This is a genomic window from Pseudomonas sp. BN414, from assembly GCF_029871275.1.
GTDB lineage: Bacteria > Pseudomonadota > Gammaproteobacteria > Pseudomonadales > Pseudomonadaceae > Metapseudomonas > Metapseudomonas resinovorans_C.
In genome coordinates, this window is sequence record NZ_SSOL01000071.1 from 111,255 (window position 1) to 126,784 (window position 15,530).

At 64.6% G+C, this 15,530-nt stretch carries 13 protein-coding genes; 7 read left to right on the forward strand and 6 right to left on the reverse strand.

Going from position 1 to position 15,530, the window contains the following annotated elements; genetic code table 11:
• Nucleotides 1-74: 74 nt before the first annotated feature.
• Complete coding sequence (locus E8E95_RS18555) at nucleotides 75-1,565, reverse strand: aldehyde dehydrogenase (RefSeq protein ID WP_280352609.1); 1,491 nt, start codon at nucleotides 1,563-1,565, stop codon at nucleotides 75-77.
• Nucleotides 1,566-1,796: 231 nt separating this feature from the next.
• Here E8E95_RS18555 and E8E95_RS18560 point away from each other — a divergent pair, with 231 nt between their 5' ends.
• From E8E95_RS18560 to E8E95_RS18570, 3 genes are all read left to right on the forward strand, one after another.
• Nucleotides 1,797-2,717 (forward strand): LysR family transcriptional regulator, encoded by a 921-nt coding sequence (locus tag E8E95_RS18560; RefSeq protein ID WP_280352611.1) that lies wholly within the window; start codon nucleotides 1,797-1,799, stop codon nucleotides 2,715-2,717.
• Nucleotides 2,718-3,140: 423 nt separating this feature from the next.
• Entirely contained in the window at nucleotides 3,141-4,055 is a 915-nt protein-coding gene (locus E8E95_RS18565; protein WP_280352613.1) for a LysR family transcriptional regulator, read from the forward strand.
• A gap of 96 nt (nucleotides 4,056-4,151) precedes the next feature.
• On the forward strand, nucleotides 4,152-4,577 hold the full coding sequence (locus E8E95_RS18570) for a VOC family protein (protein WP_280352615.1): 426 nt from the start codon (nucleotides 4,152-4,154) through the stop codon (nucleotides 4,575-4,577).
• A 145-nt stretch (nucleotides 4,578-4,722) separates the two neighbouring features.
• Here E8E95_RS18570 and E8E95_RS18575 read toward each other — a convergent pair whose 3' ends face one another.
• The 3 genes from E8E95_RS18575 to E8E95_RS18585 all read right to left on the reverse strand — a co-directional run bounded on the left by E8E95_RS18575 (nucleotide 4,723) and on the right by E8E95_RS18585 (nucleotide 7,860).
• Complete coding sequence (locus E8E95_RS18575) at nucleotides 4,723-5,301, reverse strand: flavin reductase family protein (RefSeq protein ID WP_280352617.1); 579 nt, start codon at nucleotides 5,299-5,301, stop codon at nucleotides 4,723-4,725.
• 127 nt (nucleotides 5,302-5,428) lie between these two features.
• On the reverse strand, nucleotides 5,429-6,517 hold the full coding sequence (locus tag E8E95_RS18580) for a polyamine ABC transporter substrate-binding protein (protein ID WP_280352619.1): 1,089 nt from the start codon (nucleotides 6,515-6,517) through the stop codon (nucleotides 5,429-5,431).
• Nucleotides 6,518-6,558: 41 nt separating this feature from the next.
• A complete protein-coding gene (locus tag E8E95_RS18585; protein ID WP_280352621.1) occupies nucleotides 6,559-7,860 on the reverse strand; it encodes an FAD-dependent oxidoreductase in 1,302 nt (433 codons plus the stop codon).
• Nucleotides 7,861-8,031: 171 nt separating this feature from the next.
• Here E8E95_RS18585 and E8E95_RS18590 point away from each other — a divergent pair, with 171 nt between their 5' ends.
• Nucleotides 8,032-8,919, forward strand: a complete 888-nt coding sequence (locus E8E95_RS18590; protein ID WP_280352623.1) for a LysR substrate-binding domain-containing protein — start codon at nucleotides 8,032-8,034, stop codon at nucleotides 8,917-8,919.
• A 10-nt stretch (nucleotides 8,920-8,929) separates the two neighbouring features.
• On the opposite strand, the gene E8E95_RS18595 is transcribed toward E8E95_RS18590, so the two are convergent.
• The gene (locus tag E8E95_RS18595; RefSeq protein WP_280352626.1) at nucleotides 8,930-9,841 is read right to left on the reverse strand and encodes a LysR family transcriptional regulator; all 912 of its coding nucleotides are present in this window, start codon (nucleotides 9,839-9,841) and stop codon (nucleotides 8,930-8,932) included.
• Nucleotides 9,842-9,948: 107 nt separating this feature from the next.
• Between E8E95_RS18595 and E8E95_RS18600 the strand changes: the two genes are divergently transcribed.
• The 3 genes from E8E95_RS18600 to E8E95_RS18610 all read left to right on the forward strand — a co-directional run bounded on the left by E8E95_RS18600 (nucleotide 9,949) and on the right by E8E95_RS18610 (nucleotide 14,240).
• A complete protein-coding gene (locus tag E8E95_RS18600) occupies nucleotides 9,949-11,676 on the forward strand; it encodes an amidohydrolase (protein WP_280352628.1) in 1,728 nt (575 codons plus the stop codon).
• Nucleotides 11,677-11,761: 85 nt separating this feature from the next.
• Entirely contained in the window at nucleotides 11,762-12,838 is a 1,077-nt protein-coding gene (locus E8E95_RS18605) for a C45 family autoproteolytic acyltransferase/hydolase (protein ID WP_280352630.1), read from the forward strand.
• Nucleotides 12,839-12,908: 70 nt separating this feature from the next.
• Complete coding sequence (locus tag E8E95_RS18610; protein WP_280352632.1) at nucleotides 12,909-14,240, forward strand: MFS transporter; 1,332 nt, start codon at nucleotides 12,909-12,911, stop codon at nucleotides 14,238-14,240.
• 64 nt (nucleotides 14,241-14,304) lie between these two features.
• Here the strand turns inward: E8E95_RS18610 and arsJ are convergent, their stop codons facing one another.
• A complete protein-coding gene (gene arsJ / locus E8E95_RS18615) occupies nucleotides 14,305-15,528 on the reverse strand; it encodes an organoarsenical effux MFS transporter ArsJ (protein WP_280352634.1) in 1,224 nt (407 codons plus the stop codon).
• Nucleotides 15,529-15,530 lie beyond the last annotated feature (2 nt).

The following is a 15,530-nucleotide window of genomic DNA, read 5'->3' on the forward strand; positions in this document are numbered from 1 at the left end:
GACAGGATGTGTTTCTTGTTATGGGCGGCCGCGCACGCGGCCGGGTCGTCATTGCGACCTGCAGATCAGGGTTCTTAGCGAAGCTGGAACCAGGTGGTTTTCAGTTGGCTGTATTTGTCGAAGGAATGCAGCGAGAGGTCGCGGCCGAAACCGGACTGTTTGCCGCCGCCGAAGGGCACGGTGACGTCCAGAGCGTCCACCGTGTTCACCGACACCGTTCCCGCCTTGAGCGCGCGGGCGACCCTGTGGGCACGATGCAGGTCATCGCTCCACACCGAAGCGGCCAGGCCGTAGACGCTGTCATTGGCCAGACGCAATGCCTCTTCTTCGGTTTCGAAGGTGCTGACGGCCAGCACGGGGCCGAACACCTCTTCCCGCGCCAGCTGCATGTCGCTGTTCACGTCGGCGAAGACGGTGGGCTCGACGAAGTTGCTGGAGCCGTTGAAGGTCAGGCGACGGCCACCGGCGAGCAGTTGTGCACCCTCGCCCTGTGCGCCTTCGATGAAGGCCATGACGCGCGCGGTCTGCCCGGCATCGACGATGGCGCCGGCGCGGCTGGCCGGGTCCAGCGGATCGCCGGGCATCCAGTCGCGCGCCTTGGCCAGCAGGCGTTCGATGAACTCGTCGCGAATCGAACGTTGCACGTAGAGGCGCGAGTTGGCCGAGCAGACTTCACCCTGGTTGAAGAAGATGCCGAAGGCAGCCTTCTCGGCGGCCAGGTCCAGGTCGCGGCAATCCTCGAAGATCAGGTTCGGGCTCTTGCCGCCGCATTCCAGCCAGACCTGCTTGAGGTTGGACTGGGCCGAGTACTGCATGAAGTATTTGCCGACCTGGGTGGAGCCGGTGAAGACCAGGCAATCCACATCCGGGTGCAGGCCGAGGGCCTTGCCGGCACTCTCGCCCAGGCCCGGAACCACGTTCAGGACGCCTTCCGGCAGCCCGGCTTCCAGCGCCAGCTCGGCCAGACGCAACGCGGAGAATGGCGACTGCTCGGCGGGCTTCAGCACCACGCTGTTACCGGCGGCCAGGGCCGGCGCCAGCTTCCAGGCGGCCATGTCGAGGGGGAAGTTCCAGGGCACCACGGCGGCGACCACGCCCAGCGCTTCGCGGGTGATGGTAGCCAGCGCGTTCGGCGCGGTGGGTGCGACCTGGTCGTAGAGCTTGTCCAGGGCCTCGCCGTACCAGGCGAACACGTGGGCGGCGCCCGGTACGTCGATGTTGTAGGCGTCCATCACCGGCTTGCCCATGTTCAGGGAATCCAGCAGGGCCAGTTCTTCGCGGTGGGCCATCATCAGCTCGGCGAGACGCAGCAGCACCTTCTTGCGCTCCACCGGCGCCATGCGTGCCCAGGGGCCTTCGTTGAAGGCGCGGCGCGCCGTGCTGACCGCCAGGTCCACCTCTGCATCGCCGCAGGCGGCGACGCGGGCCAGCAACTGGTTGGTGGCGGGGTTTATCGAGTCGAAGGTTGCGCCGGAAGCGGCGGCCACCTGGCGGCCACCGATCAGCGCCTTGTCGTTGAATGCTTGCCGGGCAGCTTTCTGCTGCCAATAGCCGAGATCGAACACGCTGCACTCCCAGATCGACCGTCTGTGCGGTCAGTTTGTTATTCGGGTCGAGGCAGATGGTGCGCCAGCTTCCGGCAGAGGAAAATTATTAAAAATATGCTCGAGTCATATGAAAAAACTCGGCAGCCCAAGCGGCCTCGCAGGTGCCGGCTGGGGTAAGGTTCACTCCACAACGACAAGCACACAGAGCCGCCACGCGCGTGCGCATGCGGCCAACAGACAGAGGTGCCCGTGGCTACCTATACCTTGCGACAACTCAAGTATTTCGTGACGACCGTGGAAGCCGGCAGCGTGGCCGAAGCCTCGCGCAAGCTGTACATCGCCCAGCCGTCCATCTCCACCGCCATCAAGGGCCTGGAAGAGAGCTTCGGCGTGCAGCTGTTCATCCGCCATCACGCCCAGGGTGTGTCCCTGACGCCCAGCGGCACGCGTTTCTACGAAAAGGCCCAGGAGTTGTTGCGCGTGGCCCGCGAGTTCGAACAGAACGCCCTGGCCGACAACGACATCGTCGCCGGACAGATCGACATCGGCTGCTTCGAGACCGTCGCCCCGCTCTACCTGCCCCAGCTCATCGCCGGCTTCCGCGAACAGTATCCCGGCGTGGACATCCGCATCCGTGATGGCGAGCAGCAGGAACTGGTGCAAGGCCTGACCGCCGGCACCTTCGACCTCGCCTTCCTCTACGAGCATGACCTGGACAGCACCATCGCCACCGAACCGCTGATGCCGCCGCAGAAGCCCTACGCCCTGCTGCCGGAGAACCACCGCTTCGCCAAGCAGGCCCAGGTTTCCCTGCGCGACCTCTGCCTGGAGCCGATGATCCTGCTGGACGTGCAGCCGAGCCGGACCTACTTCGTCAGCCTGTTCCATGAGCTGGGCCTGACGCCCAATATCGTCTTCAGCTCGCCGTCGATCGAGATGGTGCGCGGCATGGTCGGCCAGGGGTTCGGCTTCTCCCTGCTGGTGACCCGCCCCCATTCGGAATGCACCTACGACGGCAAGAAAGTCGTCACCGTCGACATCACCGAGCCCGTCGCCACCTCCGGCCTGGTCGCCGCCCGCCTCAAACGCAGCCAGTTGACCAAACCGGCGCAGTTGTTCGTGGACTTCTGCCGCGAACGCCTCGCGCAGAAAACCCACGACGCCCGGTAGGTTGGTCAGAGCGCAGCGAAGCCCAACGGTCCGAGTCCCCTCGTCACTCCGCCTGATGGGTTTCGTACCTCTACCCATCCTACGAGAGCACCCAGCCCCGACAACGCAGGATGCCCCGTAGGTTGGGCAGAGCGCAGCGAAGCCCAACGATAGGCACCGACCTTATGGGGGCGAATTCATTCGCTGACCGGACCGCTGGTTCGGCCTGTTGATTCGTTGGGGCAGCTGCGCCGCCCTTGGCGATTGAAATCGCCCCCACAGGGTGTGTGTTCTGGAGGCTTTTTTCGTGGGAGCGAATTCATTCGCGATTGAAATCGCTCCCACTCGCACGCCGAATGGGTGGAAAGAAAAGCGCTTCCCAGCCTACATACGTCTGCATCTTCGGTAGCATGACCGCACCAGTTCCAGGGTAGGTAACCTGCGGTGATCAGAGAACTCAGGACATTCGTGGCGGTGGCCAGGCTTGGCAGCTTTTCTGCCGCCGCGCGGCAGGTGAGCCTGACCCAGGCGGCAGTCAGCGCGCAGATGAAGAGCCTGGAGGATGCCCTCGGCATGCAGCTGTTCGACCGCACCGCCAAGTCGGTCAGCCTCAACGCCAATGGGCAGCGGGTGCTGCCGCTGGCAGAGGAAATGCTGGAGCTGTATGCCCGCATGTGCCTGCCGGAAACCCTGGAGGGGTACCGGGGGGCGTTGAACATCGGCGCCATCGGCACGGTGCAGACCGGCGTCCTGCCGGAAACCCTCAAGCGCCTCAAGGAGGCCGCGCCGCTGCTGGAGGCGCGGCTGATCCCCGGCGTATCACGCGATCTGCTCGGCCAGGTGGAAGCCGGCGACCTGGACCTGGCGCTGATCATCAAGCCGCCCTTCCCGCTCGCCAAGGACATGCACATGGAGACCGTGCTGGAAGAGCCCTTCGTGTTGATCCATCCACCGGGTACTCACTTCGACGGCATCGCCGAGATGCTCGAGCGCCACCCCTTCATCCGCTACGACAGCAAATCGTTCGGCGGGCGACTGGTGGACAGGTTCCTCAAGGACCACAAGCTGCCGGTGAACCAGGTGATGGAGCTGGATGACCTGGATGCCATCGTGCGCATGGTGGAAACCGGACTGGGCGTGGCCCTCATTCCCTTTGCCGGAATCTGGTCGCGCGGCAGCTCCACGGCGCGGGTACACGCGCTTGGCGACAGGGCCTTCACGCGGGAGATCGTGCTGGTGTGCCGCTACGCCAACAAGGCGCTGCCGCAGGTCGAGCTGTTCCGCAAGGTCATTCAGCCCTCAGCCCGCAGCTACGTGGATGCGATGGCGAGCAACCTCAGGGACAAGCTGCAAGCATAAGAATCCTTTGGGCTGAGCGAAGGCGTTATTCGCTTTCGCCCCAACGGATTCGAATCGAAGATTGAAGCCTCCAAAGACCAGCAGCCGGAGCCTTCGATGAGCCTTTCCCCCTTCCACCTGGCCATTCCCGTGTACGACCTTGCCGCCGCCCGCGCCTTCTACGGTGAGGTGTTCGGCCTGGAGGAAGGCCGCTCCAGCAGCCACTGGGTGGACTTCAACTTCTTCGGGCACCAACTGGTGATCCACGAACACCCGAAGACCGACTCGCAGAATCACGCCCACACCAACGCGGTGGATGGTCACGATGTGCCCGTGCCGCACTTCGGCGTGGTGCTGGAATGGTCGCAGTGGGAAGTCTTGGCCAAGCGCCTGGAGTCCCTGGGTACCCGGTTCGTGATCGAGCCCTATATCCGCTTCAAGGGCCAGGTGGGCGAACAGGCCACCATGTTCCTCTTCGACCCGTGCGGCAACGCGCTGGAGTTCAAGGCGTTCAAGGATATCGGGCAGCTATTTGCCAAGTAGGGCGTGTCATCGCCGCTATAACTCGACCTGTCTGTAGGAGCGAGCTTGCTCGCGAACAGTCCGAGCACGGTCTTTCGCGAGCAAGCTCGCTCCTACATGTTCATCCGGGCGACGAATCCGAAAATGCCCCCCCGCAACGAGCAGATCAGACGTCCTTCACCACCGCCGCCTCGCCAATGGCGTAGAAGTGGCCGCCGGCGATGTAGTGCAGGCTGCGCCAGCGATCTTCGGCCTGTTCGAACTGCCAATGTCCGTCGCGGAAGACGCGGGTATCCGCCCAGGCACCTACCACTTCTCCAATGAACAGGTCGTAGGTTTGCTGGATGTGGGGTTCGGGAATCAGTTTGCAGATCAGCCAGGCGGAGCTGCCGGCCACCAGCGGTACATCGAAACCGTCCATGCGGAACAGCTCCACGTCGCACTGCGCGAGCTTGTCCTGCACCTCATTGAGGCTGCGCGTGCCCACCTTGTAGGTCATTTCCAGCTGGCCGAGGTTGGGCACCTGCAGGGCGAAGAAGCCGCTCTCCTCCACCAGTGCGCGAGTACGGGTCGCCTTGTCCAGCACCAGGGTCACCTTGGGCGGCGAGAAGTCCAGGGCGCAGGACCAGGCGGCGGCCATGACATTGTCGACGCCGTCGTGGCTGGCGGAAACCAGCACGGTCGGGCCGTGGTTCAGCACGCGGTAGGCGCGGTCCAGCGCCACCGGGGCGATGTGCTCATTCATGGGAAAACCTCGTTCGGGATGGCGCTGGCCGCATGCCGCAACCAGCTCAGGCAATGCGCGGATTATGCAGGCTGCACGCTGCACTCACCACGCACTGCCGACCCGCGAGGCTGGACCCAGTCTACCCTCAGGTTCCCGACTTGACCTTGGTCCAGAGGCGCGTGGTGAGTCGGGTGACCTTGAACGGCAATTCTTCGACGGTGAACAGCTTGTCCATTATCGAACGCTGCGGATAGATGGCGGGATTGTCGCGCAGTGCCGGCACCACCAGCGCGTTGGCTGGCAGGTTGGGGTTGGCGTAGTTGATGGCGTTGCTGATGTTGGCGATCACCTCGGGACGCAGCAGGTAGTTCATGTACGCATAGGCCTCCCGCGAGTCGGGTGCGTTGCGTGGCATCACTACCATGTCGAACCAGAGCGTCGAGCCTTCGTCTGGAATCGAATAGGCGATGGTCACGCCATTGTTGGCCTCCTGGGCGCGTGCGCCGGCTTGCAGGATGTCGCCGTTGAATCCGATCACTGCGCAGATATCGCCGTTGGCGAGATCGGTGACGTACTTCGAGGGGTGGAAGTACTGGATGTAGGGCCGGATGGCCATCAACGACTGTTGGGCCTTGCGGTAGTCCGCAGGGTCATGGCTGTGATGGGGCAGCCCCAGGTAGTTGAGGGTGATCGGCAGGATCTGCGTGGGGTTGTCGATCATGGCGACACCGCACTGGCTCAGCTTCTTGATGTTCTCTTCCTTGAGCAGCATTGCCCAGGAGCGGGTGATCTCGGTGCTGCCGAAGATTTTCTCGATCTTCTTGACGTTGTAGCCGATGCCCACGGTGCCCCACATGTAGGGGAAGCCGTAGCGGTTGCCGGGGTCGTTGACCTCCAGCACCTTCATCAGCACGGGGTCGAGGTTCTTCCAGTTGGGCAACTGGCTGCGGTCGAGCTCCTGGATGGCGCCGGCCTTGATCAGCTTGGAGATGAAGTGGTTGGACGGGCTGACGACATCGTAGCCGGTGCTCCCAGTCATCAGCTTGGACTCGAGCACCTCGTTGCTGTCGTGGATGTCGTAGACCACCTGGACGCCGGTTTCCCCGGTGAAGTTCTTCAGGGTGTCGTCGGCGATGTACTGGCTCCAGTTGGAGACCCGCACTTCGCCGGCGGCCTGTACCAGTGCGGAGCAGCCTGCCAACAGCAGTGGCAGGCAGAGTCGGGCGATATTCATGGTGTGTTCACCTTGTTGTTGTCACGGGGAAATTTCGGAAATCAGGCTTCCGTGCCCGCTCTGCAGGCTTCGAATCCCATCCGCAGCGATGCGCCGATATCGAAGAAGGGACTGGGAGGAATCCAGCCGGGCTGGGCTCGCCGCATCACCGTGCGCAAGAGATGGGAGTCGCCGCCGGACGCCATTTCGGCGAGCAGCCGGCCCCACAGGGTGCCGCGCGTCACCCCGGAACCGTTGCAGCCGGCCGCCGCGTAGAGTCCTTTCTCGACCTGCGCGAAATAGGGCTGGCCACTGCGCGAAGCGCTCAGGTGCCCGGTCCAGCTGTACTGGATGTCCGATTCGAGCAGCCAGGGGAAGCGCCGCTGGAGACCTTCGAGGTGCCGCTGACGGCGCGTCATGAGCTGCCGGTCACTGAGGTCGTGACGGCGATATTCGGCGGTGTTGCGCATCAGGATGCGGCGGTCCGCCGTCAAGCGCACAGTGGCGCCCAGGGGGCGGGTAGACAGCACGCCCCAGGGCTCCACAGGGCCCAGCGCCTCGTACTCCGCGTCTGTCAGCGGTCGGGTCAGGCTGGCGCTGAGTTCCATGGCGAAGGTGCCGCTGTCGCGGATGCCGATACGCGAGGTGAAGGCGTTCAGGCACGCCAGGACCCGTGGCGCTTCCACCGCGCCCTCGGGGCCCACGGCGCGCAGATTGCCGTTGGCCAGACGCTCCAGTCCCGTGACAGCCGCCTCTTCATAGAGCGTGACGTTGGCAGGCAGTGCATCCAGCAGGCCCTTCACGTACTTGGCCGGCTGCATCAGGGCATTGCCGTTTCCACACCAGATTCCGGCCTGGTAATGGCGGGTGCCAAGCTTGCGTGCCAGGTCCTCGCCTTCCAGACGCTGCACCGACGCGCCAACGGCTTTCAGGGTTTCCAGGCGTTCATCGATGCGCTCCAGCTTGCGCGGGTCGCTCACCGCGAAGTAATAGCCCGAGTCGCTGAACTCGCACTCGATCCCGTGACGGGCGATGCGCTGGCGCACTTCGCCGTTGGCCTCGCGGGCGATCAGGCTGTCGTCGAGGTAACCGGCAAAGCCCTTCTCTCCGATCAGCTCGGACAATCCCGGCTGCTCATGGGCAACCACGAACCCGGAGTTGCGCGCCGATGCGCCCTGGGCGGACCGCTGGCGGTCGACGATCACGATCCGCGCATCGGGGTGGAGTTCAGCCAGGGAATGCGCAGCGCACAAGCCGGTAATGCCGGCACCGATCACCAGCCAGTCGGCCTTCTCCAGCCCCTTCAACGGCCCACGTGGCGGAGACATTCCCGCCAGGCTCAGCCAGCCACATTCGTTGTTCATGACGCACCTCTTCCACGACCAGACGCCCAGACACTGCGGATAACCGCTGTGCAGCGATAAATGACCAAACCGCATCATTCGACTTGCGCCGCACCGCGCTATGGCCAGAATTTACTGAGCAGGCCGTGGTATAACCAACGCTATTAATTCATCGATCAATTCTCAAAACGCATGGATAAATTCCGACATCCGCCGTCTTTCCAGGCCCTGCAGTCCTTCACGATGGTGGCGGGTTCATCCAGCTTCACCCAGGCGGCGGACGTGCTCTGCCTGACCCAGAGCGCGGTGAGCCGACAGATTCAACAGTTGGAAAGCCATTTCGGCATGGCGCTGTTCGAGCGCAATAGCCGCAATGTCCGGCTCACCGCCGAAGGTGAGCAGGTGCTGCAATTCGCCCAGGCCACCCTGGCGCAATTGCGCGCCCTGGAAGATCGCCTGTCGCCCCGCGACCGACCGTTCCGCATCCGGCTTCACGTGTCCCTGGCGGTGCGTTGGTTGCTGCCACGACTGAGTGATTTCTATCGGCTTCACCCGGGGGTTTCGATCGCCATCGAAACCGTCGCTACCGAAGAGGTGGAGGCGACCAGCGACTGCGATGCCTATATCGCCTATCACGATCAGCCCTCGACAGACCCTGTCTGCCTGACGCTGTTCGACGAGCGACTGATACCCGTCTGCGCACCCGGCCTGCTGGAAAGTGAACTACCGCTTCGCGCTACGGGCGACCTGGGGGCTTTCGCGCTCCTGCACCGCTCCGAACGCAAGGAAGCCTGGGAGTACTGGCTGGAACAGCATGGCGGAGGGCGACTGGAGGACTACCGGCACATTTCCTTCAACCTCGACGAACTGGCCATCGATGCCGCGGCCCGTGGCCTGGGCATTGCCATGACCGACCTGACCCTGGCCAGGGAATCCCTCGAACGCGGGGCACTGGTGATTCCCTTCGGCGAACCGCTGAGGACCGGCGGAGCCTACGTGCTGCGCCTGCAGCCTTCGGCCTCGACGCACAAGGCGTGCGCCGCCGTGCTGGACTGGTTCCGCCAGCAGGCCGAGACCTGAGGCGGTTACCTCACCGCGTTGCAGTCTGCCAATGCGCCTTCAGGTACTCGATGAACACCTTCACCTTGCGCGTGTTGCGCCTGTGGGTCAGGTAGAGCACGTAAACCTGCGGGCCAAAGCCGCTGGGCTCGCGCCAGTACTCGGGCATCACCTCCACCAGTTCGCCCCGGGCGAGATAGGGTTCAGCGCTCCATTGCGGAATGAACTGCAGGCCCTGGCCGTCCAGCAGGCAGGCCAGCAGGAAGTCGTAGTTGTCGCTCGACACTCTTGGCGTCGGCTGGTTGAGGCGGATGCGTTGCTCCCCCCTGGTCACCCACCAGAAATGCCGATTGAGCAGCGGGTGACGAAGGATCAGCCAGTCGTGCTGGAAGTAGTTGTCGAGGTTCACGTCGCCTCCCCTGCGGGACAGGTAGGCGGGGCTGGCGCAAAGGGTGATGCGGTTTTCCACCAGCGGCTGAGCGATCACGCCGGGCAGGTCGGTGGGCCCGTCGCGCAGGGCCAGGTCGTAGCCGCCGTCCACCAGGTCGACGTACTCGTCGGACAGGTCCACGTCAAGGTGAACGTGGGGATGTTCGCGAAGGAATCGGCAGCAGACAGAGTTGAGGAAGGCCGGGGCGAATGACGGCGGCGCGGTGATGCGCAGGCTGCCGCGCAGCTCGTGCTGCAACTGCTCGACACCTTCGCCGGCCAATTGCAGTTGCATCAGCGCCTGGCGGGCACCTTCCAGGTAGATGTGCCCGGCTTCGGTCAGGGACATCCGACGAGTGGTGCGCTCGAACAGCTTGGCGCCCAGCCCTTCTTCCAGCTGCGCAATGGCCTTGGTCAGCGAGGATGGCGTGGTGCCCAGGTGCTCCGCCGCACGGCTGAAATTGCCATGCTCGGCAGCGGCCACGAACATCCCCAGCGCGGTCAATCGATCCATTTTATTTCCACTTCAGAAAAGAAGTTATGCCGAGCCTGGCGTTATTCCGGGCTGGCCGACTGGTTAGTCTTTGCCCACAGACCAACAAGAATCAAGGCCACCCCTCAATGAAGCCGATTGCACCCTTGGCGATGTCCATCGCCCTCGCCTTTTCTTCCATGGAAACTATGGCAGCCGCCGATCTCATCCTGCACAACGGCAAGGTCTACACCGCCGAGCCTGGCCAGGCGTTGCAACAGGCCGTCGCCATCGAGAACGGCAAGATCGTCGCCGTGGGCTCCGATGCCGAGGTGCTGCCGCTCAGACAGGCCGATACACAAGTGCTGGACCTCGGCGGCAAGGTGCTGATGCCGGGCTTCATCGACTCCCACGCCCACGTGATCAAGGGCGGGCTGCAACTGCGTCAGGCCAACCTCAATGGCGAGGAAATTCCCCTGGCTGAACTGGAACAGCGCCTGCGCCAGTGGCGGGAAGACGGCAAGGCGAAGCGCGGCGAATTCCTGGTGGTTGGCGGCGTGCCCACCAGCTACTGGGATCAGCTCGACGCCTTCGCGCAGCGGTTCGACAACGGCGAGTGGGCGAACACGCCGATCCTCTTCGCCGGTTGGGACTACCACACCGGCTGGGCCAACCAGGCCATGCTCAAGCGCGCCGGCATCGATGCCGCCAAGGTGAAAGGCCTCAAGGGTGAAGAGCTCGCCACCATCGGCCACCGCGCAGACGGCCAGCCCAATGGTTTTCTCGTCGACGCAGGCCTCTACGCCGCCCAGGAACTGATCCCGCTGCCTTCCCGGGACGATCTGCTAGGCGGCGCCCGCGACGCGCTGCACTACTACAACAGCCTGGGGATCACCGCCTGGATGGACCCGCTGGCCAACGAGATTCCCGGTGGCCCGATCGACAACAGCTCGGTGGGCGTGCTGCCCATCTACAAGGCCATGGCCGAATCTGGCGAGCTCAGCGCCCATGTCGCCGCTCTGTTGATGGCGGACTCCAAGGCCACCGCCAAGGACCTGGATGAACTGGACAAGGTGCGCCAGCAGTTCGCCGGGGTCCCGAACCTCAGCCTGCCGGGCATCAAGGTGTTCGCCGACGGCGTGGCGGAGCACCCGGCGCAAAGCGCGGCGATGCTGGAGCCCTACAAGAACTCCAGCAAGAGCGGCGAGCTGCTGATCGACCCGGCACATTTCGGTGAGCTGGTGGACGCGGCAGACGCCCGTGGCTGGCTGGTGCACGTGCATGCCATTGGCGACCGCGCGGTGCGCGAGTCCCTCAATGGCATCGAGCAGGCCCGCAAGGCTCGCAGCAGTGGCATTCCCCACTCCATCACCCACCTGCAGATGGTCAACCCGAAGGAATTCGCCCGCTTCAAGCCGCTGGATGTGATCGCCTCCATGCAGCTCTACTGGGCAACCGCCGACGAGCTCAGCGTCGACCTGGTGCAGCCCTATGTCAGCGCCATGGCCTTCCAGTACCAGTACCCGGCGCGCTCGCTGCTGAAGAACGGCGCCACCATCGCCGGTGCCAGCGACTGGCCGATCACCACGCCCGAGCCGTGGAAGGCCATCTATCAGGCCGTCAGCCGCCAGGGCCCGAAAGGCGTGCTCAACGCCGCCGAGGAAATCGACCGCGAGACGATGTTCCAGGCCTACACGCTGAACGCCGCGCGGGCCATTCGCCTCGACGACCGCATCGGCTCGCTGGCGCCCGGCAAGCAGGCCGACCTGATCCTGCTGGACCGTGACGTGTTCCAGGTCGAGCCCGAAGCCCTGCGCGACACCCAAGTGCTGAAGACCTGGTTCGCCGGCCGCGACGTTTACACCCGCAATCGCTGACTTCCGTTTCTCCAGTCCCGGGACCTCGACCAGAGGTTCCGGGCTGCATCACGCCCGCAATTCAACGCTGAACAGGTAATACGCAGTGAAAGTCCATACCTTCGTCACCGACACCCAGAACCCGCAGATCCGTGGCCGGCAGATCGGTGAACGGTGGGCGGAGCAGATCCGGCACACGGTATCGCTCTACCTCGATTTCTTCTCCCAGGTGGATGTCGACCCGGCTCGGGTACGCAGCCTCGGTGAAGCCAGCCTCGCCGCCCTGGAAGCCTGGAGCCCGAACCTGGCCCAGGAAATAGTCGCCACCGCCGAAGGCGCCGGGCTGCCGCTCTGGCAACTGGCGGCCCTGAACGCCCGCACGGAAATCCTCGCGGTGATGCCGACGCCGCCCGAAGGCGAATGCTCCACCGCCGTATACGCCCCGCGCGGCGCCAAGGCCCCGCGCACCATCCAGACCTGGGACTGGCACGACTCGCTGGTCCCTGATGGCCTGATGCTGCAGTTGACCAGCAACGCCGGCCTCTCGGTCAAGCTGTTCACCGAGTTCGGCATGCTCGGCAAGATCGGCGTCAACAGCGCCGGCCTGGGCATGCACTTCAACATCCTCCACCACGGCAGCGACAACGACAGTGCCGGCGTACCGGTGCACGCCATCGCCCGTCGCGTGCTGGAAGAAGCCCGCAGCGTCGACGAGGCGATTGCCCTCGCCCGTTCCGCACGGGTCAGTGCGTCCACCGTGCTGACGGTGTTCTCCCGCACGGACACCGCACCCCGCGCCGCCAGCATCGAAATGTCCCGCGAAGCGACCGCCGTGGTGCTCCCCAACGAGGATGGCTGGGTCACCCACACCAACCACTTCCTCGCGCCCGAACTGGTCCCCGGCGAGCGGACCCTCGACGTCTCCACCACTTATGCCCGCCTGGACCACGTGAATGCCCAAAGGCCCCAGATGACCGGCGCGACCCTGGCTTCCCGCGCCAGCGCCATGTGCGGAGAGCCCGGCGAGCAGGCGCCGATCTGCTTCCACCCGGACCTCAGCCTGCCGCCGAAAGAACGCTGGGAAACCCTGCTCACCATCGGCATCGACACCGAACAGTGCGAACTGGAGTACGCCGCCGGCAACCCGGTAGCGCTCGCCCGTTCGGGCAGCGTGCGCTTCTGACCCTGATCGGCGGCCGGCGCCACCGGCCGCCGCCAGCTCCCTCCAACAACGACAAGACGAGCAAAGGCACATGGCCAAACAACCCTCCCCGGCAACGGGATCGCAATCGGCGCTTCGGACCTTCTTCGTATCCGGTATGGGCACCGCCCTGGAGTTCTACGACTTCGTCATCTACGGCGTCGCCGCCGCCCTGGTCTTCCCCCAGGTGTTCTTCCCTGATCTCGACCGCCTCACCGCCACCCTGGTGGCGTTCGGCGCTTTCGGTGCCGGCTTCTTCGCCCGCCCCCTGGGCGGCATGGTCTTCGGCCACCTGGGCGACAAAGCTGGGCGGCAGAAGGCGCTGGTGATCACCCTGCTGCTGATGGGCTTCTCGACCCTGGCCATTGGCTGCCTGCCCAGTCACGAGAATATCGGCGCCGCCGCGCCCATCCTGCTGGTGCTGTTGCGCCTGGTGCAGGGCTTTGCTGCGGGCGGGGAATGGGGTGGCGCGGCGCTGTTCGGCATCGAATCCGCACCGCCGGGCAAACGTGGCCTGTGGGGCAGTTTCACCAGCATGGGCATCGGTATTGGCGGCATCCTCGGCTCGGCGGTGTTCGCCATCGTCAGCGCCGTCTACGACGACAACCTCGCCGACTTCGCCTGGCGCATCCCCTTCTGGCTCGGCGGCGTGCTGGTTCTGATCGGCCTGTATGCGCGCCTGTCCAACCCTGCCAGCAAGCCCCTGCAACGCAGCGAGAACGCCCGCCTGCCCCTGGTGGCCGCCCTGCGTTCGCGCCCCCGCGAGATGCTGCTGTGCATCGGCATCGCCTTCGGCTACGTGACCATCGCCTACATCGGCAGCACCTTCTTCCTCGCCTACGCCACCGAGGTGGGCTACGGCAGTACTGAAGCCCTGCTCTTCGACGTGTCCCTGTCCATCGCCATCGTCATCAGCGCCCCGCTGTTCGCTGCCCTCTCCGACCGCATGGGCCGGCGCAAGGTGATGATCCTGGGGTCGGTGCTGATGGCCGCCGCCTTCTTCGTCTTCTTCGCCCTGGTAGGCCGTCACAGCCTGGCGGTGGCCTGCGCCGCCTATGTGGTCGTGGGCGCGCTGATGGGCGCCACCCAGGGTCCGATCCCGGCCTTCCTCGCCGAACAGTTCCCCCGCTCCATGCGCTACTCCGGCATGTCCGCCGCCTACCAGATCGGCGCGGCCTTCGGCGGCGGCACAGCGTCCAGCCTGGCGACGGCGATCCTGATTACGACGGGCAGCCCGTTCGGCGTGGCCGCCTATGGCGCGGCTGCACTGACGCTGGTGGCGGTGTGTTCATTCCTGCTGAAGGAGACGGCGCACCTCGACATGGAGGCGATCGATGCGGAACCGGGAATGACGCTGAATGCGAAAGTGGCTGCGTCGGTTTAATCGCGACACACACGAACGGGTCCATACGGGCCCGTTCTGATTTTGAGCGTGCTAGACGGCAGCCTCATGCGGCTGCCGTCTGGTGCCGTGGCAGCGCGATGGAAATCAGCGCCGCCAGCAGCACGAATCCACTGGAAACCCAGAGGCAGGCCTCAAGTCCGTATTGCTGGAACACCCAGCCAGAGAGCAACGTGCCAAGCAGCCGGCCCAGGGCGTTGGACATGTAGTAGAAGCCTACGTCCAGGGAAACCCCATCTTCCTTGGCATAGCTGACGATCAGGTAGCTGTGCAGCGACGAATTCACCGCGAACAGCACGCCGAACAGCATCAATCCGCCGAGCAATACCGCCTGTGCCGGCACGCCCGAGGTGAGCCCCAGGGCGATCAGCGCGGGAAGCCCGGCCAAGGCCAGGGCCCAGGTGAAGGCGACGCGGCCATCCGGCACATGCCCGCTCTGCTTGCCGGTGATGTGCGGGGCGAAGGACTGCACGATGCCGTAACCGACGATCCAGGCAGCAAGGAAGCCGCCGACCAGCCAGAAATCCCAACCGAATACGGTGCTCAGGTACACCGGCAGCGCCACCACGAACCAGACGTCGCGAGCGCCAAAGAGAAACAGCCGCGCCGCCGAGAGGATGTTGATCGCCCGGCTCTTGGAGAGGATGTCGCGGAACTTCGGTTTAGCCTTGGCTTTGCCCAGATCCTTCTTCAGCAGCATCAGGCTAACCAGCCAGATCAGCGCCAGCACCGCCGCCATCACCAGCACGGCCCCGGTGAAACCAAGCAAGGCGAGCAACGCGCCGCCGAGGAAGAAGCCGACGCCCTTGAGCGCATTCTTCGAGCCGGTGAGGACGGCCACCCAGCGGTACAGCGTGCCCTGCTGGCTGTCCGGTACCAGGAGCTTGATCGAGCTCTTGGCGCTCATCTTGTTCAGGTCCTTGGCGATACCGGACAAGGCCTGGGCGCCCATCACCCAAGGCACGGCCAGCCAGGCGGCCGGCACCGTCAGCATCAGCAAGGCCAGCACTTGCAGGCCGAGGCCGATGTTCATGGTTCGGTTCAGCCCCAGTCGGGCGCCGAGGTAGCCGCCCACCAGGTTGGTGATGACGCCGAAGATTTCGTAGAACAAGAACAGAGCGGCGATCTGCAGCGGCGTATAGCCCAGGGTGTGGAAGTGCAGCACCACCGACATGCGCAGCGCGCCGTCAGTGAGGGTGAAGGCCCAGTAATTGCCGGTGACCAACAGGTACTGGCGCACTTCCGTGGGCAGGGCTGACAACGCCTGCATGA